A 24,830-nucleotide genomic window follows, 5' to 3' on the forward strand; every position below is an offset into this window, starting at 1 on the left:
ATACTTATTTAGTTTAATTAATTAGATGATTAACCTAGTTGCTTATCTCATTATAGATAACCATCCTTTTTTAACCGTTCCGTTTCCAATGTCTATCACATAAAAATAAGTACCTGTTGGCAACATATCTCCTCTATTAATTACTCCAGATACATTGGCAGTTCCGTTCCAATCATTTTCGTAATGTTGTTTGCTGTATACTAAAGCTCCATATCTGTTGTATACTTTTAACTCATTATTTGGATATGATTCGATACAGTCAATTCTAAACAGATCGTTTGAGCCATCGTTGTTTGGTGTGAACTCATTATAAACTGTAAGACAAACTGGCTCAACAGAAACAGAAGCTGAGTTGTTTGCTGCATCAGCATCTAAAGGAGTTGAAATTTCAATAGTTGCAACACTTAGATAATCACCGGCTGGTAATACTTCGGCAACAATTGTTAACACCACGCTTTGACCTGCATTTAGAGTTGGAATCGTCCAAAGCTGAGTAGCAGGATCATATACACCCGCTGTTGTGCTGGTACTAACTAAGTCGTATCCGCTAGGCAATAAATCACTTACTACGGTATTTATGAAATTACCTTCTCCAACATTATTCACTGTTACAGTAAATACGATCTGTTCTCCAAAATTCGGAGTAGGATTACTAACTGTATTTGTAATGGTTAAATCAGAACAAGTTGCCACTGTAACATTCAGTGTTTTTGTTGTGCTTTCATCACAAGTATTGATGTAAGTAACTTCAATTTTACCAGGTCCAACATCTGACCATGAAACAGTTACATTTCCGTCAGCAGTTCCTCCGCCAGAAACAATTGTTCCGTTCGTAATTGACCATACATAATTTGATTTACCATTTGCTACTGAATACGTTACTCCCTGGAAAACACATGGTGTATCATCACTGGTTGTAATAGGAACTAGAGCATCGTTTTCGAAACTTATTGTTACTCCTAATCTCGTAGCGCTTTCACAACCATTTGTTGTATTACCAAGAGCTCCTGCATAATATGTTGTAGCTGTAAGTTTTGTATTTGCTGCCAGTGGAGTTCCGCCTGTTGCAGAAGAATACCAAACTACATTACTTTCGTTTACTAAGATATTAGCAAGTGTTGGCAATTTTGACAAACAGAATGTTTGTGCTGTTCTAGGTGTTGTTACTACTCCCGGTGTATTTACAGTTACAGTAACTGCTAATCGCACTGGATTTTCACAACCTGAAGCACTTGAAACTGCTCCGTAATAAATACCGTTAGTTAAAGCTGTTGTCGCTGGAATTGCTGTTCCGCCAGTTGCAGTACTGTACCAAACTACATTTGCTTCATTTACCTGAATATTGGCTACAGTTGGTGCATTTAACGAACAGAAATCTTGTGTTGTATCTGTTGTCGTTGGTGTTGCTGCCGGATCTGAAACCGTAACAGTTACTTGTAAACGAGTTGCGCTTTCACAACCTGAAACAGGATCTACAATGTTTCCATAATAAATTCCGGATGTTAATGCTGTATTAGCCGGAATTGCTGTTCCGCCAGTTGCACTACTAAACCATGTTACTCCGCTTTCATTTACCTGAATACTCGCAACAGTTGGTGCAGCAGTTGAACAGAAGTTTTGTGCTGTGTTAATAGTTGTAGGATTAGGTGCGTTTCCAAGAGTAATCGTTACTTTTAGTCTAACATTGCTTTCACAACCTGTTACAGCATCTTTTAATGCTGCAAAATAATCTCCATTTGCTAAAGCAGTTGTTGCTGGAATTGCTGTTCCGCCAGTTGCTGCATTATACCAAACTACATTACTTTCATTTACTTGTATATTAGCAACAGTTGGGTTATTTCCTGAACAGAAAACCTGAGAGTTAGATGTTGTTGTTGGTGTTCCCGGATCGCTAACATTTATTGTTACTGATAATCTTACAGCACTTTCGCATCCTGATACCGGATCTTTGATTACTGCAAAATAAGTTCCGCTTGTTAACACTGTTGTTGAAGCAATTACATTTCCTCCGCTTAAAGCATCGTACCAGACAATATTAGCCTGATTAAATTGCACACTGGCAAAAGTTGGCGCATTTACCAAACAGAAGTTTTGTGTCCCTGCTGTTACTAAAGTTGGTGTTCCTGGATCGCTAACATTTATGGTCACTGATAATCTTGTAGCACTTTCACATCCTGATACCGGATCTTTTATCACTGCAAAATAAGTTCCGCTTGTTAACACTGTTGTTGAGGCAATTACATTTCCTCCACTTAAAGCATCGTACCAAACAATATTAGCTTGATTAAACTGCACACTTGCAAAAGTTGGTGCATTTATCAGACAGAAGTTTTGTGTTCCTGCTGTTACCAAAGTTGGTGTTCCTGGATCAGTCACGCTAATAGTAATAGCCAATCTAACATTACTTTCACAAGTAGTTGTTGGATCTTTTATCGCTGCATAGTATGTTCCTGTTGTCAAGGCTGTAGTTGACGGAATTAAATTTCCTCCGGTTAAAGCATCATACCAAACAATATTGGTAGCAGGACTTACGTCGATGCTCGCAAACGTTGGTGCATTTACTAAACAGAAATCTTGTGAAGTTTTTGTAATTACCGGTGTTCCTGGATCTGTTACGCTAATAGTGATCGCTAATCTAACATTACTCTCGCAAGTAGTTGTTGGATCTTTTATCGCTGCGTAATACGTTCCTGTTGTCAAGGCTGTAGTTGACGGAATTAAATTTCCTCCGGTTAAAGCATCATACCAAACGATATTGGTAGCAGGACTTACGTCGATGCTGGCAAAAGTTGGTGCATTTACTAAACAAAAATCTTGTGAGGTTTTTGTAATTACCGGTGTTCCTGGATCTGTTACGCTAATAGTGATCGCTAATCTAACATTACTTTCGCAAGTAGTTGTTGGATCTTTTATCGCTGCGTAGTATGTTCCTGTTGTTAAAGCCGTTGTAGATGGAATTAAATTTCCTCCGCTTAAAGCATCATACCAAACGATATTGGTAGCAGGACTTACGTCGATGCTCGCAAAAGTTGGTGCATTTACTAAACAGAAATCTTGTGAAGTTTTAGTAATTACCGGTGTTCCTGGATCTGTTACGCTAATAGTGATGGCCAATCTAACATTACTTTCGCAAGTAGTTGTTGGATCTTTTATCGCTGCATAGTATGTTCCTGTTGTCAAGGCTGTAGTTGACGGAATTAAATTTCCTCCGGTTAAAGCATCATACCAAACAATATTGGTAGCAGGACTTACGTCGATGCTCGCAAACGTTGGTGCATTTACTAAACAGAAATCTTGTGAAGTTTTTGTAATTACCGGTGTTCCTGGATCTGTTACGCTAATAGTAATAGCCAATCTAACATTACTTTCACAAGTAGTTGTTGGATCTTTTATCGCTGCATAGTATGTTCCTGTTGTCAAGGCTGTAGTTGACGGAATTAAATTTCCTCCGGTTAAAGCATCATACCAAACGATATTGGTAGCAGGACTTACGTCGATGCTGGCAAAAGTTGGTGCATTTACTAAACAGAAATCTTGTGAGGTTTTTGTAATTACCGGTGTTCCTGGATCAGTCACACTAATAGTAATAGCCAATCTAACATTACTTTCACAAGTAGTTGTTGGATCTTTTATTGCTGCATAGTATGTTCCTGTTGTCAAGGCTGTAGTTGATGGAATTAAATTTCCTCCGGTTAAAGCATCATACCAAACTATGTTTGTTGCAGGACTTACGTCGATGCTCGCAAAAGTTGGTGCATTTACTAAACAGAAATCTTGTGAGGTTTTTGTAATTACCGGTGTTCCTGGATCAGTCACACTAATAGTAATAGCCAATCTAACATTACTTTCACAAGTAGTTGTTGGATCTTTTATTGCTGCATAGTATGTTCCTGTTGTCAAGGCTGTAGTTGATGGAATTAAATTTCCTCCGGTTAAAGCATCATACCAAACGATATTGGTAGCAGGACTTACGTCGATGCTGGCAAACGTTGGTGCATTTACTAAACAAAAATCTTGTGAAGTTTTTGTAATTACCGGTGTTCCTGGATCTGTTACGCTAATAGTGATGGCTAATCTAACATTACTTTCGCAAGTAGTTGTCGGATCTTTTATCGCTGCGTAATAGGTGCCTGTTGTTAAGACTGTAGTCGATGGAATTAAATTTCCTCCTGTCAATGCATCATACCAAACAATATTGGTAGCAGGACTTACGTCGATGCTGGCAAAAGTTGGTGCATTTACTAAACAAAAATCTTGTGACGTTTTTGTAATTACCGGCGTTCCTGGATCAGTCACACTAATAGTAATAGCCAATCTAACATTACTTTCACAAGTAGTTGTTGGATCTTTTATCGCTGCATAGTATGTTCCTGTTGTCAAGGCTGTAGTTGATGGAATTAAATTTCCTCCGGTTAAAGCATCATACCAAACTATGTTTGTTGCAGGACTTACGTCGATGCTCGCAAAAGTTGGTGCATTTACTAAACAGAAATCTTGTGAAGTTTTTGTAATTACCGGTGTTCCTGGATCAGTCACACTAATAGTGATAGCCAATCTAACATTACTCTCGCAAGTAGTGGTCGGATCTTTTATCGCTGCGTAGTATGTTCCTGTTGTTAAAGCCGTTGTAGATGGAATTAAATTTCCTCCGGTTAAAGCATCATACCAAACTATGTTTGTAGCAGGACTTACGTCGATGCTGGCAAAAGTTGGTGCATTTACTAAACAAAAATCTTGTGAGGTTTTTGTAATTACCGGTGTGCCTGGATCTGTTACGCTAATAGTGATCGCTAATCTAACATTACTTTCGCAAGTAGTTGTCGGATCTTTTATCGCTGCATAATAAGTGCCTGTTGTCAAGGCTGTAGTTGATGGAATTAAATTTCCTCCGGTTAAAGCATCATACCAAACAATATTGATAGCAGGACTTACGTCGATGCTGGCAAACGTTGGCGCATTTACTAAACAAAAATCTTGTGACGTTTTAGTAATTACCGGTGTACCAGGATCACTTACTGTTACTGTTACAACAGATCTTAAAGAACTTTCGCAACCTGTAACATCTTTTATTGCTCCATAATAAATTCCATTTGCTAATGCTGTTGTTGGATCTAATGCTGTTCCTCCGTTTGCAGTAGTATACCAAACTACATTTGCTTCATTAACCTGAAGATTTGCAACTGTTGGCGCATTTACTAAACAGAAATTCTGAGTATAATTATTAGATGTTGGCGTTGGAGGATCGTTAACAATTACTGTTACAGCTTTTAATTCTCCATTTTTATTTTGACAAGTATTATCACTTGCTACCGCTACGTAATATGTAATCGGGCTCATTGCAGTTGTTAAACCAGAAGCTGTTAAAACTCCTGTACCGCTTATTGTGTAGGTTACACCACCTATTACTCCGTTTGATATAGGTTGCGTTTTATTAGCATCTAAATACCAAAAGAATACTGGGTTTACTAAACTACTTGTAGGTGTAAGCACAGCATTTGTATCATGACAAATTGTAGCATTGTCTATTACAATATCAGTAGATAATGAACTTGGTAAAATAGTAAAAGTAACTTGTTTTCTGTCTGCCGGTGCAGTTTCACAATATACATCAGAACGAACTCCAACATAATAAGTGTAAGTACCAGGAGTTAATCCTGTTAAGATTAATTTAGAAGTTGTTTGTCCAACTATTAAATTACTTGTTGTACCATCAAAACTATACCAGGAGTATACTGGATTTGTAAGTGCTGGTGTACCACTTAATACAGCATCCAAAGTTACCTGACCACTTTCTGAACAAATGATTGTACTGTTTCCTCCGTTTATTGTTACGTTTGCAATTGCAGCTGCCGGAGTAGTTGCTGTAACAACTACTGTTACAAGTCCTCTCTCTAAAGCCGCGCAACCGTAACGAATAGGCTGAACATAAAATTTATAAGTTCCCGCAGCAAGTGTAGCCGGAAGCGAATAGGTTTGACCACTCGCTACTACATTTCCTCCTGTAGGAGAATCATACCATATATAATCTGCACATGATTTTGGCGGAACCTTGAGTGTAATATCTGTTCCGGGGCAGACCGTTACCGTATTAGTCGGATCGGCTCCTATTACCTGTGTATTGGTTGTACGATCAATTGTATGAACTCTAAGCTGATCTAAAACACTTGCAACTCCTCCTAGACTAATAACAACTTTGTCATAAGGTTCAGTTTGCGGTGCAATAAGTGTCATTGCCATTGTATCAGCCGAAAGTAATTTTAAAGTCAATAAACTACTTGTATTTTCTATTGGAGCTCCAACAGGAATATTTCCTGAATAAAGCTGAACGCTAAATCCGGTAAGCAAATTTAGATTTAAAATTGTTCCTGGTTTTGAAATCACAATTCTAAGGGTATCACCAACCATAGATGGTGTTCTAAATTTTGCTGTAAGTTGTGCAGCGGCAAGTACTCCAACTGCATTAAACATTGTAGCATATGTAGATACATCTCCATCGGCTACATTCCATGCATTAGAAACTCCTACTGTAGAGGTTAACACACCAAGACCTAAATCTTTTACTCCATAAAATACATCTTCAATATCGCCTTGTCCACATGCAATTTGAGTTACCTGTTTTTGATAATGAGCATCGTAAACATTTACATTTTGTGCAACACTTAAAATTGAACCTAATTGTACACGGATACCATCATAATCCTGAGGTCCTGAATTATTAGACGGTACAAAAGTAAATTCAAATGAATTTTGGCCTGGTAATAAATTCAATAATGATCCTGATACCGGTTGTAATGTTCCAATATCAATTGGATTATTCAATGCATTACGTTTAGTACCTACAACGGTAATACTTTGTCCTACCGCAACTGCACTGTATTCTAAACCAAGTTTCACTGTTACCGGTGTTCCTTTGGATATAGTTGTTGGCCATTGCAGATTTTGCCACGTAGTTCCAATACCTAAAAGTCCTAATCCTGTAGTTATCGTAGAATAAGTACTTGGATCACCATCTACTGCCAAAGGCCCGTTTGATACTCCACCTGTAATAACTGATCCCCATGATTGACTGTTAGCATAAACTCTTTCAAATAATGAGTCGCAAGTTGCAGGATCAATAACACTAATGGTTACTGTCTGACTAGTAGTACAATTTCCAATACTTGCAATTACTGTATAAGTAAATGTACCCACAGTATTTAAAGCACCCGTATTATTAGAAGGCAAAACATTCCCTTGTGGATCGTACCATGTTATTGTTCCATTTGATGTAGCAGCTAATGTTACTGAAGTTCCTTTTGTAACTGCTATTGAACTTGTTACTCCTGTTAAGGTTGGTACAGGATTTACGGTTACTGCAACTGGTAATTTAGCAGAAGAACAAGCAACACCAGTTGTTTGAGCCTGAATAAAATAATTACCATTACCCAAAATATTTGTCGCAGCTTGCTCTGTGATCGGATTACCTGCTGAATCAAAGAAAGTATAAGTAGTATTTCCTGATGTATCAAAGTCTGTTATAGCATCTCTTAAACTTGCTTTCCCACAAGCTACCAATGGAGATACAACTGTTAAATCAGAAGCTGCAGGGTAATTAACCACAACTGGTTGTAATGAACCGTTTGGACTCTCACAAATACCACCATTAAGCACAGATACATAATAAGTATAAGGAGCATTCAAAGCAGTAAGACCACTAATAGTTAATGCACTAGTTACAGGATCTTTAGAATAGGTTATACCTCCTACTGTTCCGTTTGCAAGTTCCTGAGTTTTATTTTGATCAGTATAATATTTAAAAGTTGCTCCCGCTAAAGCAGATGTCGGAGCCAAAACTACACCTCCAGAACAAGAAGCTGTCACAGGAGTTGTAATTGTAATATCTGAAGCTGTCGGGATAGTCAACACATTGATTGCTACAGCCTGACGCGCGCTATTAACACAAGATCCGCGACTTGCCTCTAAATAATAAGTTGTATTAGCCGTTAATGGAATCGTAGGATTAACAGCAACAGGATTCCCTCCTGTTGGAGCATCAAACCATGCAAAAGTTTGCGTTCCTGTAGCAGTAGCGGTTAACGTAGCTGTACTGCCTGCACAAATAGGTGCTGAAGCTCCTGTTATTGTTGCATTAGGGAATCTGTATGAAGCTTCATAAATTTCCAGACTTGATAATGCAGTCGCTAATCCGTTTAGTTGTACTCTAACACTTGTAAAAGGTCCAGCTGCAACAAAACTTGCTTTAAAACGATTTCCGGATAATAACTGAACATTTAAAAGTGAACTAATTGCTGAAAAATCACCGTTAGGTAGACCAGCATTAAAACTTTGCAAACTAATATAAGATAAAGCACTAATATCCAGAAGTCCAACAGGAATTCCTAATTCTACCTCTATAATATCACCAGTCTCGCCTGTTGTAGGAAAAGTTAATACTTGTTCAATATGATCATTTAACAAGCCCAAAGGTATTGATAAGGTCGCAGCTGTACTATTACTTCCATCTACAGAACCTCCATCATTAGATGAACTACAGGTCAAACATCCTGTTGTTCCTCCTTTGGTGGTCACTTGTGAATTTGCTAATAAACAATTACTAACCGCATTTATAACCGTAACAGTAATAACTGCTCTTGTACTACTTGGACAATCTGTTGTCAAATCTCTTGCTTCAACATAAAATGTTTTATTTGCTGTTAAAGCCGGGCTGGGAGTATAAGTACTTCCTGAAGCTAACGAAGTCCCTCCAGTTGCAACATCATACCATGTATAGGTAAATCCCGGAGCATCTGTAACGGCTAACATTACACTTTGTCCCGATTGAATAACAACATTTGAATTTACCGGAACCGGTGCTGCTGGTCTAGCATTTACATTTACAGTCGTTGCTGTACGACCTGGACTTACGCAAGTACCAATTACCGCTTCTATATGATAAGTTGTACTGGCAGTCAAATTTGGAGTTGCAAAAATTTCACCCGTAAACACTAAATTTCCTCCAGTTGCGGCATCATACCAATTGTAAGTTGTACCGGCAACCGGTGACTGAATCGTTATGGTTGTAGCGTCTCCACTGCATATATTTAAAGGACTTGCTACTACTGTGGTCGGTGCCAAAGGATTGTCTACAGTAACAATTACAGGATTACGTTCGCTATTAACACAGCCATCACGTGTAAGTTCTGTATAAAAAGTAGTTGTTGCATTTAAAACTGGCGTTGTATAGGCAGCTGTAGAAGCAAGTAAACTTCCTCCAGTTGGAGCATCATACCATTTAACTGTTTCGGCAACTGCTAAATTTGCTGTTAAAGTTGTTGTCTGTCCGCCGCAAATATTTTTATTACCTGTAACTGCCGGCGCTTTGTATCTGTAAGATGCCTGATAAATGTCTAAATTAGTAAGTAAAGTTACTAAACCACCTATTCTAATTTCGATACGGTCAAAAGTGCCTCCAGCTACAATACTTGCTTTAAATCTATTTCCGGATAATAATTGTAAAGTAACCAAAGAGTTATTAATAAAGACTCTGTCTCCATTATAAGTTGAGCCATTATATGTAGCCAGACTAACTGCGCCAAGTAAACCGACATCGGCAATTCCGCCAGGTAAAGCTAACTCAACATCTATGGTATCATCCGCTTTTCCCGGATTATTAAATTGCAATGTTTGCTGAATCCATCCATCTGCTAAACCTACCGGAAGAGTTAGTCTTGCAAAAGTGGCAGGATTTCCATCAACTGAATTATTTGGAGTTGTAGAAGAGCAAAGTAAACAGAGTCCATTTTGAGCCGTTTGCTGGCTATTTGCTTCTAAGCAAGTTCCTAAAGGATTAGCAGAAACATTTACGGTCACTGCTACTCTTGAAGCACTTACACAACCTGCGGCACTATTACGTGATTCGATATAATAAGTTTTTGAAGCCGTTAAAATAGGAGTTGTAAAAGTATTAGAATCTCCTAATAATTTAGTTCCTCCGGTTGGTACATCATACCAGTCTAAAACAACTCCGGCTTCAGATGTTGAAGCACTTAAGGTTGCATTTTGTCCTGATAAAATAGAAACACTTTGTGTTAATACTGTTGCCAGTCCGGGAACCGGAGTTGAAGTAACACTCACTTTAGTACGAGCCGATTTGCAAGAGCCAATTGCTGCCTCTACATAAAAATCAGTTACACCTACCGGCACGGTTGGTGTATAAGTTGTACTTGTACTTAATGCACTTCCTCCTGTGGCCACATTAAACCAGGAATAAGTGGTTCCGGGAACGGGATTTATAACAGAAAGTGTTGTTGCCTGTGTTGCCCCCGAAGAACAAATTGAAGTTCCGGTCGTGCTTATAGTAGGTTGTATTGGTTCTATAACATTTATCGTTACAGGGAGCCGTGAATCACTTTCGCAACCCGGATTTCTTGAAGTACTTATATAATAAGTTGTTGTAGCTGTTAAAGCCGGAGTAGTATAGGTCGCCGAAGTTGAAAGCGCGGTCGTTGCAGTTGGAGTATCATACCAGGCAATAGTAGTACCTGAGGCTACAGTAGCCGAAAGTGCAATCGACTGTCCAAAACATACCGATTGTGTTTCTCCTCCTGTAATAGTTGGTTTTGCAAATTGTAATCGCACATCGTAAATCCTTAAATCAACTAATGCGGACAAAAGTCCGCCTGATTGAATTTGTATCTGATTGGCATCACCGGGTAATGTGTACTTTATTACTGCAGAGTTCCCCGCAGATAATAACTGGAGATTTAAAATGGGATTATTCATCGCAACTGCAGAACCAACATTAGCTGCTCCGTTTTTTGCCTGAATAGTTGCATTTGCAAGCAAACCAACATCCAACAATCCATTTCCTTCACCAAAATAGATCACTATTTGGTCCCCTGCCCTTGCAGTCTGATTAAAATGCAATGTTTCTTGCGCAAAACAGGCTAGACCCAGCACGTTTGTAATAGATGCATAAGTCGCCATGCTCGAATCAAATGCATTATCCGGATTCGTAACACTCATTCCTACGCACAAAAGACCTCCAGTACTATTTGTCTGGGAGTCTGGTCGACAAAAAGTTTGTGCAAAGTTTTTATTGCAAAAAAGCAACAAAAACAACAAACTAAATAATCTCTTCTTTAGGATGAGATCATAAAAAGTAAATTTTTTTTTCATAATTTGGAAGATTAGAAAATGGACAATAAAATACCTGTTGCGATAAGCACATATGCTTAGGCAATTCAAAAAATCGTTAATAATCAACTACTTAAAATGAAATTTAAATCTTAGCTGCTAAGATTTCATATTCCATTTCTTTTAAAAAAATTCATGATGCATTGTGTTTACAATATGTAAACTAAAGAGCATTCTCTACCTTAAAAGGTCTAAAACGCCTGGAAACTTTTAGGGAATACAGATCTTAATCAGTCTTCCATACGGAGTGATTTATTGGAGGCCTAATTTTCATAAACGAAAATTTAAGTTAAGCTAAAAGGGGGGAACTCTGAAAATATATTGGGTATTTCAATATTCTAAGAAAGTTGATTAGGCCATCTATGAATTTGTTTTTATTTTGAAATAGTCATGTAGATCAAAATAATTGAAATACGATTTTTAATCATTACTGCTATCACATTTAATAACTATTAAACATGAAAAAGTTTTTCATTTACACAATCGCCGACCGAAATTGATAAATAAAAAACAGATATAATTTTGACTTTCGTGGAACAAGTCTGCTATAGAAACAAAATTTACTTTTGTAGCAAATTTTAAAAAAGCAAAAAATAAAGTTAAAATAATTTGAACGCTTAATACAAACTTAATTATTAGAGTAGTTGTCAATTCCATATGCAAACTAATTTAAGTTAATTAATAAACCTTATTCTTTTTAAGACATTTTTAAATTCTCAAACATTAAACAAAACAGACACTTAATTTGTTTTAAGAAAAAGCACAAAGTATTTTGTTTAACATTTTCCTATCCTAAAATTAAGCAAAAGAAAAATATAAAACAAACAAAATATTATTATTATTTTAAGAGACTTGTGCTCAAAAAAGGAAAAAAAGGCTTATTCTATAGGAAAAAACAGCTATTTCAGGCAAAAAAGACTATTTTGCAAGTGAAGTTAAAAATGCAATATTTAACAAAAATATTTGCAAATATAGTATTTTTACTACATAAATATAAATTTCAATCGATTTAAATTTAACAACAGCTTAAAAACAGAGATAAAACCTACATTTTAAGCCCGAATATCTTAAAATTTTAAATAAATAAGAAAAAACACGTAAAAGTACGGGGTAAACAAAATACAAAAGATTAAACAAACGTTAAAAAAATAAAGAAAAAACAAACAATATACAGCAATATTGTTTATCCTTTCTTTATATGATTAAATACTACTAAGACTCAATTATAGTATTAATTTGCTTAAATAACTGTCCGTCACTTAAAAAAGCACCTTGCTGGATTAATTCAAATATCGAAGCATTTCTATCTTCTGTAAACACTTTCTTCCCTACTTTCATTTCAATGTTTTCTGTAAACATATTATCACTTAACCATTGCAAGCCTTCTTTAGACAGGAAATCCGTTTCCTGAACCAAAGACTTCAATACTATAGATTGCACATGAGTATCAAAACACTGAAATAAAAAGATATGATTTCTTGAAAAATGCTCTAAAAATTCTGCTCTTGACAAAACTCCTTCCCAAATCAAATCTGAAAAGACATCCAATTCCTGCTCAGCAACTTCCGGTTTATTTATTTTAAGTGAATCCCACTCAGCTTTATCAATTGCCTGTGTAGCCAAAAAGCTGGCAAATTCTGCATGCAATTCATCAAATTGCTCCTTAGTTAATCTTGCGTATTTCATTTTGTTTTTTTTTGCGTTTAAATACTTTCCGGAAGGCAAATAAATATTTTACGACAATATTATCTATAAAAAAAGCCCCCGCAAATGCGAGGGCAAATTTATCACTTTTTTTGCTTTACTAAAAAATGTATCTAAGACCAAATTGCGCTTGCCATCTGGACGTCAAACTAGCATCATAACTATACGTTTTAGTCTGAGTACCATTAAAGGTATAAGTAGGTACATTCCCTGCCACAGTTACCCCAATAGGCTGAACACTGGTAGGAACCTGCACAACTCCCCAATCAGAATTTATAAGGTTTCCAAAGTTCAGAACATCGATACTAAACTGAATAGTATTTTTTTTCTCTGATGCCGATGAAATTTTAAAATTATAATCCTGCATTACTTTAAGATCACATCTTCCTCTCCAAGGCGATATTGCCCCATAGCGCTCTGCATATTGCCCTCTTCTGTCTTTCATATAATCATCCTGCGCAATAAACCTGTCAAAAGCTTCAGCTTGTCCGGCAGCACTAAAATTCATCTGAGCAATTTCTGCAGTTGTAGGAATATAAATTAAATCATTTACAGAAGAACCATCTCCATTAATATCACCTCCGTACGTATAATTATAACGTCCTCCCTGAGCATATTCAAAAAAAGCAGAAACGGTCGTTGCCCATTTATCTTTTCCATATTTCCATTTTTTAGAACCAACTGCAATAAAACGATGATTATCTCCATATTTAGAATTTGAAAGCACATCATTATTCACATTACCCAATGCTGGATTAAAAGCAAATGCATCTCCGGTTATTTCTGCTTCAATAGAATTCACATCTTTTGATTTTAAATAGTTATATGCAATACTTGCATATAAACCATTCTCAAAATTTTTCTGCAATTTAATTGTTGCATTAAAAGCACTTCCTTTATCTGAATTTGTCATCACATAAGCATTATTAGCTCCTTTATCTGCCGCTGTATAAATCAATCTGTTATCTACCCCTGCCAATGTTCCTGTTGGAGGTTTTAATCCCCAGTTTTGCACATGAACAGCATTTATATCTTTATTATACGATAAATCAAGAGTTACAATATAATTTCCTTCAAATCGGTGATCATAACCCAAACTTGTTCTCCAAACCTGAGGCCATTTATAGTCAGGATCCATAATTTGTAAAAAACTATCATCCGCACCACTTACCTGATTTCCCAACCAAACAAACGGAATTCTTCCCGTAAATATTCCGGATCCACCACGAAGCTGAGAAGTAGCATCACCTTTTACATCCCAGTTAAATCCAATTCTTGGAGACCAAAGAATTCTGTCACTTGGTAAATCTGTCGAAATTAATTTAACAGCCTGCCCTGTTTGTGGATCATAATAATCAATACTATTATCTCTGCCCGCTCCTCCGTTATCAGTATCAATATATTTCTGAATCAAATCTGCCGTATTAAAATACAAAGGTTTATCGATTCTTAATCCTAACGATAATTTAAAATCATCACTAACACGAATATCATCCTGAGCATAAAAAGCCCATTGCCCTACGTTTAATTCAGCAAGCTTCCATCCGCCATCAGAACCAACAGCAAATTGACTTTTAGTATTGTGAGTATCCTGAGCATATTGAAGATTTTGAGCAATGATACTAGTAGCAAAAGGTTTTGCTGCATCATTCAAAAAGTCCTGTGTTGTAAAATAAGGCGTAAAAAAAGTACCCGCATACCCATTTGGATTACCGAAATTATCATAACCTGCCAAATTGAAAGAATTAGCAAATTCAAATTTTTCAAAAGAAGTTCCAAAAGTAAAAGCATGTTTACCTACCGTATAAGACAAATTATCAGTAATCTGAATTACTTTTTGATCTAGTGTATTATTGATAGAAAACGGTTCATGTCCTGCAATAATATAATTAGAACCCGCTCCATCCTGAATATTAATTACAGGCGCCGGAGTCGAAAAAGGTCTTCTGTAATCATTAAAATGAGTATAACCAGCCTGCAGTTTATTAGAAACTGATTCACTAAATTTTGAATTCAATTCTAATAAAACCGAATTCAACTTATTGTTAATCTGATATCCTGAATTTTGAAATTGTAAAATAGAAGCATTTGGCCCTCTAAATCCAAGAGCTGTTGGGTGTGCCGGTTTGTCTTTTGAAGCATCAAGGAAGTTGTAAATAACAGCCAGCTTATGATTGTCATTTATATTCCAGTCTACTTTTATAATTCCTTTACTGGAATTTGATTCATGTATAAACCCCTGATAAGCTCCTGTATTATATCCTAACTTAGCCAAAGCATCAGAAACCGCAATTAGATCAGACTCCATAACACGGGATTCATTAATTCCTGTTACACCGTCATTATTATTGGCCACAAAATTAGATCCAAGATCGCTTCTTTTATCAATTTCAAAATTTCCAAAAACAAACAATTTGTCTTTTATAATTGGTGCCCCTAAACTAAAACCTGCCTGAGTCTGCTCTAAGGTAGGAACAAATATTTTTTCTCCTTTAATTTTACTACCTGTTAAATCCTGATTTCTGTAAAAAACATAAGCAGTACCGTGAATTTCATTTGTACCCGATTTTGTAACCGCATTTACAGAAGCTCCTGTAAAACCTGATAAAGTAACATCATAAGGTGCTGTTGCTACCTGAATTTGCTCAATTGCGTCAAGAGAAATAGGCTGAGCACCTGTTTGCCCACCTGGAGTTGCAGCATCTAAACCAAACGGATTATTAAACACTGCTCCGTTTAGAGAGTAATTATTATATTGGTCATTTCTCCCTCCAAAAGAACCGCCACTTGCAGTTGGTTCTAAACGGGTAAAATCCTCAGCAGATCTTGAAATTGTTGGCAAAGCGGTTAATTCTCTTCTTCCAATAGAAGTTTCAGCACCTGTTTTTCCACTTTTAAAAACTTTATCTTTTGCTGTCACTTTTACTTCTTCAAGAGCCTGACTTTCATCTGCCAGCTGAACATCAAGAGTAAACGGCTTCCCCAAATCAAGGTAAAGATCGTTGTATTCCTGATTTTGAAATCCAACAAAGGACACAATTACTTTATACGGGCCTCCAATTCTCATGTTTAAAATATTAAACCTTCCATCTTCATTGGAAATAGCAGAATATTTAGTTCCGGTTGGAGTATGAATTGCCAAAATTCCGGCTCCTGGCAAAAGTTCATTACTTGAACTCTTAATAATCCCTTTAATACTCGAAGTTGTTGTTTGTCCCGTAGCAAGGGTGAGCCCGAAGACACACAACATTAGTGCAAAGATTTTTTTCATTTTCCTGGTTTTGAGTGAGTTAATTCAATCAAAAATAGGCAAAAAAAAATCACTCCTAAGAGTGATTTTTATATTTTATTAACAAGAAGTTAACAAAATGTTATTTTTCAGCAACGATTTCGTATGCTAATTCAACGATAACATCTCTGTGTAAACGGATGCTCGCTGCATATTTTCCAGTACGTTTTACGATACCACTAGTGATGAATTTTCTATCGATAGCATTTCCAGATTTCTCTAAAGCTTCAGCGATATCAATATTCGTGATAGAACCAAAAAGTTTCTCTCCACCAGCTTTTGCTGTAAGTTTAATTTCAAGAGCTTTTAAAGTTTCAGCTAATGCTTTAGCATCAGCAACAACTTTAGCTTCTTTGTGAGCTCTTTGTTTTAAATTTTCAGCTAAAACTTTTTTAGCAGAAGGAGTTGCTAAAGTAGCAAAACCTTGAGGAATTAAAAAGTTACGACCGTAACCAGGTTTTACAGATACTACATCATCTTTAAATCCTAAGTTTTGTACGTCTTGTTTTAAAATAAGTTCCATGTTGTTGTCCTTATATTTTAGAAGTTAGGTTCTGCTTTAACAGAAACCAGCGACTAGAGTTTTTAATTATTTTAATAAATCGGCCACGTATGGCATTAAAGCTAAGTGACGAGCTCTTTTTACAGCTACAGAAACTTTTCTTTGGTATTTTAATGAAGTTCCGGTTAAACGACGAGGAAGAATTTTTCCTTGCTCATTTACGAATTTCAATAAGAAATCAGCATCTTTGTAATCGATGTATTTGATTCCTGATTTTTTGAAACGACAATACTTTTTAGTTTTGTTAGTTTCAATGTTTAAAGGCGTTAAATATCTGATATCTCCGTCTTTTTTTCCTTTTGCAGATTGCTCGATTGTAGACATAATAATTACGCTTTAGTAGATTTTAATTTAGCTCTTCTTCTTTCCGCCCATGAAATAGCATGTTTGTCTAAACTTACAGTTAAGAAACGCATAACTCTTTCGTCACGTCTAAATTCAGTTTCAAAAGCTACAAGAACTTCTCCAGCTACTTTGAATTCGAATAAGTGATAAAAACCACTTTTTTTGTTTTGGATTTCGTAAGCCATTTTTTTCAGACCCCAATCCTCTTTCGATACCATTTCAGCTCCTCTACTAGTAAGAAATTCTTCAAATTTCGTTACTGTTTCCTTCACCTGAACCTCAGATAAAACGGGATTTAAAATGAAAACAGTTTCATAATGATTCATAAATACAATATTTATTTGTTAAAATTGGGTGCAAAAGTAAGCATAAAATTTAAATATCCAACAAAATTTTACTTTTATTCGTCATACAGCAAAAAATAGTCGCTCATTTTAGTTTTTTGTTCAAAAAAATAATACATTTACTATTGCTATCCTGAATTTATTCTAAATTAAAATGTTATGAAACTAAACTGTGTTGTTGTAGATGATAGTTCTATACAGAGGACAATTATTGCAAAATTAGTTAATAATCACCCAGGTTTGCACTTAATCGGGGATTTTTCTAATGCAATAGAAGCGAAAAGCTGTATCTCTTTAAATAATATCGATTTAATATTTCTTGATATTGAAATGCCTGTTATCAATGGTTTTGACTTCCTAGACGGATTAAAATCAAAACCTCAGATTATATTTATCACTTCTAAAGCAGAATATGCTTTAAAAGCTTTTGATTATGACGCTACCGATTATCTGCAAAAACCAATTGCCGTTGATCGATTTAATGCTTCTGTCAAAAGAGCCATTGATATGCATTTACTTAAGAAAGAGGTTAAAGAAGAAGAAGGTGAGCATATTTTCATCAAAAGCAATCTTAAAAAACTCAAAATTTTCACTGCCAAAATCAAATGGATTGAAGCTTTTGGAGATTATGTAAGGGTAGTTACCGAAGATGACAGCAATTTGGTCCTTTCAACAATGAAATCTTTTGAAAATGATTTATCAAAAGACAAATTTATTCGTGTACATAAATCGTATATCATTAATATTGATAAAGTAGAACGCTTCAATAGTAAGTTTGCAGAAATTCGAATTACTAAAATCCCATTAAGCCGCAACAAAAAAGAAGACTTAGTTAAAGCACTATCTACATCGTCTTAATAGAAATCGACATTCACAACAACTTTTATAGCTCTGTACTGAGCGACAGCTTCAAAACTATTCAACATTTTCTGAATAGTTTTTTTAGTATTCCCTAAATGCAGATTTTGTGGAATCTTAATTAATATAGTTCTAAGGTATTCATTTCTTATCCTGCTTATTGCCGGTTCTTCCGGTCCTAAAACCGGTATATTCAGATTCTGACTTAAAACCTGATACAGCCACATTGATCCTTCTTTTAATTTCTCGAATTCACGATGCTTTAAAGTCAGCTTTATAATTCTGAAATAAGGTGGGTATTTATAGATTTGTCTGTCATACAATTGCTCCTTATACATACCTATATAATTATGACTTGTAACCTGCTGAATTGTATTATGATACGGATTATAAGTCTGAATCACTACTTTTCCTTGTTTTTCAGATCTTCCGGCTCTCCCCGCGACTTGTGTCATCATTTGAAAACTACGCTCAAAAGCTCTAAAATCAGGATGATGCAGCATATTATCTGCATTCATAATTCCAACCAGACTTACATTATCAAAATCCAGACCTTTAGCCAGCATTTGTGTTCCAACTAAAATATCGATTTCTCTATTTTTAAAAGTATCGATAATCTTTTCAAAACCAAATTTTCCACGTGTGGTATCCTGATCCATTCTTCCGGTTTTTGCCTTCGGAAAAAGAGATAACAACTCCTGTTCGATTTGCTCAGTACCAAAACCTTTTGTCGTTAAATCTATACTGGAGCAGCTATGACAATTGGTAGGTTTTGCAATTGAATAGCCACAATAATGACAACGCAACTGATTTTTATACTTATGAAAAGTCAAACTTACATCACACTGTTGACAATGTGGTACATGACCACAAGTCATACATTCTATTATTGGCGAATATCCTCGTCTGTTTTGAAACAAAATCACTTGCTCACCCAAAGACAAAGCTTCGGCAATTTCTTCTATTAAAAGATCACTAAAATGCCCTGTCATTCTTTTTCTGAAATGCTTATCTTTTAAATCAACCAGAACAACCTCGGGCATCTGAACGTTTTTATAACGTTCAGTCAAAGTAACCAAACCAAATTTTTCAATCTGAGTATTAAAATACGTCTCAATACTTGGAGTTGCAGAACCTAACAGCACCTTAGCATTATGCAAATTTGCCAAAACAATTGCCGCATCACGAGCATGATATCTTGGTGCAGGATCGGTTTGTTTAAAAGTTTGTTCATGCTCTTCATCGACAATTAATAAACCTAAATCATTAAATGGCAAAAACAAGGCCGACCTTGCTCCTATCACAATTTGGGCTTTCTCTGAATTTTCAAGCGTTTGCCTCCAAACCTCAACTCTTTCATTGTTACTATATTTCGAGTGAAAAACAGCTACTTTATCCCCAAAATGAAGTCGTAAACGTGAAACTAACTGAGTCGTTAAAGCAATTTCCGGAAGCAAATACAATACTTGTCTTCCTGTTAACAAATATTCTTCTATTAATTTGATATAGATTTCAGTTTTCCCACTTGACGTTACCCCATGAAGCAGACAGACCTCTTTTTCTGAAAAACTATTCTTAATCTCAGAAAATGCATTCTCCTGTGCCTCACTTAACGTAAGTTCTTTCTCCGACTTTTCACCATTATAAGAAACCCTGTCGTGTTGTAAAAAATATTCTTCAAAAATCTCCTTTTCAATTAAAGCCTTAACAACTGCCGATGTAGCATTCGAAACTTCAGTAAGTTTTTTTACTGTAATTGGCTTTTTTTCTGAGGCATTAAGCTGAAAATAAGTCAAAACAATTTCTTTTTGTTTATTAGCGCTTTTCAACACTTCCAGTAATTCTGCCAGACCATTATCAGATTCATATTTTGAATGTAGCTTTACATATCGAATCAATTTTGGTTTATAAGTTTCTTTTATTTCCTCTTCTAAAACAATGATATCTTTACTCATTAATTTTTGAAGAACGGGAAGAATATTCTTTTTATTTAAAATTGAAGCAATTTCCTGAACCTTTAATGAACTCTGATGCTGCAATGCTTCATAAACCAGAAATTCATCATCAGAAAGTTCACTGTCATTTACTACAACTTCAGGCTTATGTGTAACTATGGTTTCACTCTCCAGTAATAATCCACTCGGGAAAGCACCACGATAGACATCACCAATACCACACATATAATAGCTTGCAACCCAAAGCCAGTGTTTGATCTGTATTTCGGTTGCAATAGGTTTTTCATCTAAAATCTGATGAATTTCTTTAGCATCATATAATGTTGGCTCATTTTCATGAATATCCAGCACAAGAGCAGTGTATATCTTACTTTTACCAAAAGGTACCGCCACCCGCATTCCTTTTTTAATGAAATGATATTCGGCCTCAGTAATACGATATGTAAACGTTTTTGCTAAGGAAAGCGGTAAAATAACTTCGATAAAAAACATGTAGTAATTTTAAAAAATTGAGAAATGAAACAGAACAAATCAGTCATTTATTTTCTTTCAAACCAATTCTCTATTTGAATTCCGTCTAAAAATTTAAAATCCTTAATATTATCTGTAACTAAAATCAATTGATTCTCAACTGCAGTAACGCCAATTAAAAGATCAAACTCGTCATTAATAGGTTTTCCTATTTTTCTAAGCCTGACTTTCTCAACAGCATACCTTTTAATTGATCCGAAAATTGGAAGTATCGTTAAACCTTTTAAAAATATATCCACAGCTTTATTAGACTTTATAGGGTCATCACTATTTTCTGCACCAAAGCGAAGCTCTGCAACTGTTATTTCTGAAATATAACAGTTTTCTAAACCAACTTGCTTTATCATTTTATCAAGATTAAGTTTTCCTCTAAGAAAAAAAACGCAAATACTTGTATCTAATAAATATCCCATTAAAACTTAATTTCTTTGTCCTTAAAGTTTCTATTAGATTTTATTTCTGAAACTATTTCTTCTGCTGATTTTTCAGATACAAAAGCTCCAAAAGATTTATAAAAATTATTCTCTTTTGATTTATTGCTTTTTAAAGATTTTGTAAGTCGTTCTATAAGTTCAATTTTATTAGAAAAACTAAGCCCTTCAAACAAGTTTGAGTAGGTTTCAAGTATATTTTTATCTATTACTGTCATTTTATTTTTCTTAATAATTACAATTACAAAATTAAACTATTTTTAGACTCTAATTATGTCCTGCTGAGATTTATAAATTTACTTTTTCTCAGAAGACTTCTGAGCCAAATACTCGTCGACTAATTTCTGTGTATGATTTAAAGACTCTATATTAGTCCAATCATCATGACCTGGAATGATATAAACAGGATTTTTAAATTTTGTCTGCACTTTTTTGATAGATTTTTGCCACTCCTTTACATCAGCATCACCCAAATAACCTAGATCTGTTGCCACAGTACTTTTTACAAAACAACCTCCGTAAAGTACTTTTTCTTTAGCAAACCAAACTACAATATTATCTGGCGCATGGCCTTTTCCAGGATAATAAACCTCAAAAGTATATTGTCCAACCTTAAAAGTTTTATCATTTGGAATTATAAATTCAGCTCTGCCTTCATTATTCTTTTTAAGAATATCATCGGTCAATTTGATTGAATACGTTTTTATTCCCTTTTTCTTATAAAAATCAAACCCTCCCGCACGGTCTTCATGAGAATGCGTTCCAAAAAGCATTACAACTTCTTTATGATGTTTTGCTTTTATACTGTCTAATAAAGGCTGAAACTGCGTTTTATCCCATGGGGCATCAAACAAAACAACACCTTTATCTGTAACCAGATACATGGCATTGGCAGAAATCAATGTTCCTTTGTAATCATGAAATGTTTTATAAACATAAAAGTCACCTGTAAGATGACTTATTTGTAATGGCGAATTCTTAGATTGTCCAAAAGTATTTGAAAAAATCACTAAGAATAAAACTATCGAAGCTAATTTTCGCATTTATATTTTATTTAGTTTTTTACGCGTGTCCAGTATTGCGTTCTGCCCATTAACGAGATTCCAACATAACCACGAAGTTTCAACTTATCTGCAGAATCTAAAGTGATATAACATTTGTATTTTTTACCATTTGTCGGATCAAGAATAGTCCCGTCATTATATTCACTTCCGTCTTTTTTAAGACCATTAATAATAACCATTCCTAAAATTGGTTTATTTTTCTCTGCACCGCTACATTTAGTGCAAACATCTTTTTTGTGGCTCTCACGAAGTATCTCTACTACTTTACCATAAATTTTCCCAGACTTTTCATAAACCTCTACAATAGATTTTGCTTCACCTGTTTCATCATCTATTGTTTTCCATTTGCCAACAACACTTTGAGCCTGCATTGTCATAGCGAAGAAAAAAACACCAATAGTTAACATCCAATTTTTCATATTATTTATTTTTTTTTTGTTTTAATTTTCTGATAGTAGCATTCAGTTCGAACCCCAAAAGCAGAATCATACAGTTTATCCAAATGTAAAACATTAGAATTAATAATGTACCAATTGAACCATAAAGTTCGTTATATTTTGAAAATTTTATAACCCAAATCCCAAAAAAGAACGAAGATATAACAATTAATATCGTCGTAAAAACAGATCCAATACTTATAAATGGCACTTTATTATACTGCTTAGTGCCATAACGAAGTAATATTGAAGACGTTATCAAAATCATTAAAACAACAAACAAATATCGGCCCAAAATAATCAGCGGAATTCGGTCACTAAGCACATCCTGAATAATAGTCTTTTGAATAAACACCTCAAAAACCACAATTGTTGCCACAGTTACAAATAAAATAATAGTCATGACAAGTGAAATTGCCAACGCAACAAGATACTGATTTAGAAAACCACGCTTATCAAAAACATGTTTGGATGATTCAAAACCACTTAAAATTCCGTTAATACCATTTGCCATTAAAAAAATCGAAAGCAAAAATCCCGTTGACAGCAATCCTGAGTGACTATTATTTAAAATATCACTAATAATTTTACTTATCGCATCATATGTATTTGGAGGAACTCCCTGTTGCACAAACTGAAGAAAGTCATCCTGAAAATTATCTATCGGAATAAACGGAATCAAGTTTAAAATAAACAGTGCAAAAGGAAACAAAGCCATAAAAAAACTAAAAGAAACTGCGCTTGCATGATATGAAAATGCACCATCAATAATTCCGATAGTGTACATTTCGAGCAGATCATACAACGAAAAGCCTTCCAGCCAGGGCAATTTTATTCTCTTTAAAAGTCGGGCCAAAGAACGAACTACAGGTAGCTTCTCAATCCGGTCTTCTATCTCTTTAGACATATTTTTTTTGATTTTAGATTTCTGAGCTTAGATTTTAGATGAAGAATAAACTAAATAATTTTCAAACTCGCAACTTATAACTCACAATTCAAAACTTAATTAAAAAGCTTTCAGACTCAAATCCATATTATAAACAGAGTGCGTTAAAGCTCCGGACGATATATAATTAACACCGCAAAGTCCATATTCGCGAATAGTTTTTTCATTAATATTTCCAGAAGATTCTGTCTGGCACTTTTTACCAATTAAAGCCACTGCTTTTTTAGTATCTTCATAATTGAAGTTATCTATTAAAATTCTGTGAACACCATCGCTTAATAATATTTCACGAATTTCATCCAGATTTCTGGCTTCAACAATAATTTTTAAATCCAGATTATTAGCTTTTAGATATTCTTTGGTCTTTTTAATTGCCAATGTAATTCCGCCTGCAAAATCAATATGGTTATCTTTCAGCATGATCATATCGTAAAGAGCATAACGATGATTTTCTCCTCCTCCTATTTTTACTGCCCATTTTTCAGCCACTCTGAAATTTGGAGTCGTTTTTCGGGTATCTAATATTTTAGCTCCCGTTCCTTCTAACAATTGCATCAAATGACTTGTTTTTGTCGCAATTGCAGACATACGCTGCATGGTATTCAAAACCACTCTTTCTGACTTTAAGATAGATTGTGAACTGCCTGAAACTTCAAAAACCACATCACCATATTCTACATGCGTTCCATCTTCAATAAAAGTTTTTACTTTTAATTTAGGATCAACAAACTCAAATATCATCTTTGCCATTGCAACTCCCGCAATAATTCCCTGGTCTTTAACCAATAATCTAGCCTGACCGTGCGCTGTATCAGGAATACAGGCAAGCGAACTGTAATCGCCTGGTCCCACATCTTCTCTAATGGCATTACTGATTAAAAGTTGTAATTCTGCTTGAAATTGAGCTTCGGTTATCATTTTTCTATTTTTAATAATATGCTAAATTAGGATATATTTTATGGATTTGAAAATTTAGAGCATTTGAAAAAAGCTTAATTTTTTATTTAATTGCTGATACTAAAATGATTCCATTACAAACCAACCAAAAAAAACATATAATGTTATTTTAAAAACTTTTAAGGGATGCTACTTGATTCATTTTAAAATATTTTTATCAGAATAGCTATTAAAAAACATCAAAACCATTTTAACAGTGTGAACTATAAGGAATAAAGCTTCAAAATAGTTC

Annotated in this window: 14 protein-coding genes; 1 reads left to right on the forward strand and 13 read right to left on the reverse strand. The window is 35.0% G+C overall.

Going from position 1 to position 24,830, the window contains the following annotated elements; all coding sequences use genetic code 11:
- Window positions 1-42: 42 nt before the first annotated feature.
- The 6 genes from OLM51_RS14280 to rpsF all read right to left on the reverse strand — a co-directional run bounded on the left by OLM51_RS14280 (window position 43) and on the right by rpsF (window position 17,401).
- Complete coding sequence (locus tag OLM51_RS14280; protein WP_264551274.1) at window positions 43-11,157, reverse strand: gliding motility-associated C-terminal domain-containing protein; 11,115 nt, start codon at window positions 11,155-11,157, stop codon at window positions 43-45.
- Between the two features lie 1,230 nt (window positions 11,158-12,387).
- A complete protein-coding gene (locus OLM51_RS14285) occupies window positions 12,388-12,861 on the reverse strand; it encodes a DUF6495 family protein (RefSeq protein WP_264551275.1) in 474 nt (157 codons plus the stop codon).
- 118 nt (window positions 12,862-12,979) lie between these two features.
- On the reverse strand, window positions 12,980-16,150 hold the full coding sequence (locus OLM51_RS14290; protein WP_264551276.1) for a carboxypeptidase regulatory-like domain-containing protein: 3,171 nt from the start codon (window positions 16,148-16,150) through the stop codon (window positions 12,980-12,982).
- 100 nt (window positions 16,151-16,250) lie between these two features.
- A complete protein-coding gene (gene rplI / locus OLM51_RS14295) occupies window positions 16,251-16,691 on the reverse strand; it encodes a 50S ribosomal protein L9 (RefSeq protein WP_213256064.1) in 441 nt (146 codons plus the stop codon).
- 66 nt (window positions 16,692-16,757) lie between these two features.
- Window positions 16,758-17,054: a 30S ribosomal protein S18 gene (gene rpsR / locus OLM51_RS14300; RefSeq protein ID WP_002987043.1), complete on the reverse strand. Its 297-nt coding sequence runs from the start codon at window positions 17,052-17,054 to the stop codon at window positions 16,758-16,760.
- 5 nt (window positions 17,055-17,059) lie between these two features.
- Window positions 17,060-17,401, reverse strand: a complete 342-nt coding sequence (gene rpsF, locus OLM51_RS14305; RefSeq protein ID WP_026729424.1) for a 30S ribosomal protein S6 — start codon at window positions 17,399-17,401, stop codon at window positions 17,060-17,062.
- A gap of 177 nt (window positions 17,402-17,578) precedes the next feature.
- Between rpsF and OLM51_RS14310 the strand changes: the two genes are divergently transcribed.
- Complete coding sequence (locus tag OLM51_RS14310) at window positions 17,579-18,277, forward strand: LytR/AlgR family response regulator transcription factor (RefSeq protein WP_264551277.1); 699 nt, start codon at window positions 17,579-17,581, stop codon at window positions 18,275-18,277.
- Here OLM51_RS14310 and priA read toward each other — a convergent pair.
- The 7 genes from priA to nadC all read right to left on the reverse strand — a co-directional run bounded on the left by priA (window position 18,274) and on the right by nadC (window position 24,559).
- Entirely contained in the window at window positions 18,274-20,724 is a 2,451-nt protein-coding gene (priA, locus tag OLM51_RS14315; protein ID WP_264551278.1) for a primosomal protein N', read from the reverse strand. The two genes, OLM51_RS14310 and priA, sit on opposite strands and share 4 nt — an antisense overlap.
- A gap of 47 nt (window positions 20,725-20,771) precedes the next feature.
- The gene (locus tag OLM51_RS14320) at window positions 20,772-21,176 is read right to left on the reverse strand and encodes a type II toxin-antitoxin system VapC family toxin (RefSeq protein ID WP_264551279.1); all 405 of its coding nucleotides are present in this window, start codon (window positions 21,174-21,176) and stop codon (window positions 20,772-20,774) included.
- On the reverse strand, window positions 21,176-21,412 hold the full coding sequence (locus OLM51_RS14325; protein ID WP_264551280.1) for a hypothetical protein: 237 nt from the start codon (window positions 21,410-21,412) through the stop codon (window positions 21,176-21,178). The genes OLM51_RS14320 and OLM51_RS14325 overlap by 1 nt, the downstream gene beginning before the upstream one ends.
- Before the next feature lie 78 nt (window positions 21,413-21,490).
- On the reverse strand, window positions 21,491-22,237 hold the full coding sequence (gene bla-B1-FLAV / locus OLM51_RS14330; protein WP_264551281.1) for a subclass B1 metallo-beta-lactamase: 747 nt from the start codon (window positions 22,235-22,237) through the stop codon (window positions 21,491-21,493).
- Between the two features lie 11 nt (window positions 22,238-22,248).
- Entirely contained in the window at window positions 22,249-22,677 is a 429-nt protein-coding gene (locus OLM51_RS14335) for a DUF2147 domain-containing protein (protein WP_264551282.1), read from the reverse strand.
- A 1-nt stretch (window position 22,678) separates the two neighbouring features.
- Window positions 22,679-23,602 carry a YihY/virulence factor BrkB family protein gene (locus OLM51_RS14340; protein WP_264551283.1) on the reverse strand — a complete coding sequence of 308 codons (924 nt, stop codon included), beginning with the start codon at window positions 23,600-23,602 and terminating at the stop codon, window positions 22,679-22,681.
- Window positions 23,603-23,701: 99 nt separating this feature from the next.
- Window positions 23,702-24,559 carry a carboxylating nicotinate-nucleotide diphosphorylase gene (gene nadC, locus OLM51_RS14345; RefSeq protein WP_264551284.1) on the reverse strand — a complete coding sequence of 286 codons (858 nt, stop codon included), beginning with the start codon at window positions 24,557-24,559 and terminating at the stop codon, window positions 23,702-23,704.
- Between the last annotated feature and the right edge of the window lie 271 nt (window positions 24,560-24,830).

Source organism: Flavobacterium sp. N2038, assembly GCF_025947185.1.
Taxonomy (GTDB): domain Bacteria; phylum Bacteroidota; class Bacteroidia; order Flavobacteriales; family Flavobacteriaceae; genus Flavobacterium.

Coding starts and splice junctions, on each gene's coding strand:
- OLM51_RS14280 (WP_264551274.1), bottom strand. CDS start 11,157: ATGAAAAAAAAATTTACTTTTTATGATCTCATCCTAAAGAAGAGATTA.
- OLM51_RS14285 (WP_264551275.1), bottom strand. CDS start 12,861: ATGAAATACGCAAGATTAACTAAGGAGCAATTTGATGAATTGCATGCA.
- OLM51_RS14290 (WP_264551276.1), bottom strand. CDS start 16,150: ATGAAAAAAATCTTTGCACTAATGTTGTGTGTCTTCGGGCTCACCCTT.
- rplI (WP_213256064.1), bottom strand. CDS start 16,691: ATGGAACTTATTTTAAAACAAGACGTACAAAACTTAGGATTTAAAGAT.
- rpsR (WP_002987043.1), bottom strand. CDS start 17,054: ATGTCTACAATCGAGCAATCTGCAAAAGGAAAAAAAGACGGAGATATC.
- rpsF (WP_026729424.1), bottom strand. CDS start 17,401: ATGAATCATTATGAAACTGTTTTCATTTTAAATCCCGTTTTATCTGAG.
- OLM51_RS14310 (WP_264551277.1), top strand. CDS start 17,579: ATGAAACTAAACTGTGTTGTTGTAGATGATAGTTCTATACAGAGGACA.
- priA (WP_264551278.1), bottom strand. CDS start 20,724: ATGTTTTTTATCGAAGTTATTTTACCGCTTTCCTTAGCAAAAACGTTT.
- OLM51_RS14320 (WP_264551279.1), bottom strand. CDS start 21,176: ATGGGATATTTATTAGATACAAGTATTTGCGTTTTTTTTCTTAGAGGA.
- OLM51_RS14325 (WP_264551280.1), bottom strand. CDS start 21,412: ATGACAGTAATAGATAAAAATATACTTGAAACCTACTCAAACTTGTTT.
- bla-B1-FLAV (WP_264551281.1), bottom strand. CDS start 22,237: ATGCGAAAATTAGCTTCGATAGTTTTATTCTTAGTGATTTTTTCAAAT.
- OLM51_RS14335 (WP_264551282.1), bottom strand. CDS start 22,677: ATGAAAAATTGGATGTTAACTATTGGTGTTTTTTTCTTCGCTATGACA.
- OLM51_RS14340 (WP_264551283.1), bottom strand. CDS start 23,602: ATGTCTAAAGAGATAGAAGACCGGATTGAGAAGCTACCTGTAGTTCGT.
- nadC (WP_264551284.1), bottom strand. CDS start 24,559: ATGATAACCGAAGCTCAATTTCAAGCAGAATTACAACTTTTAATCAGT.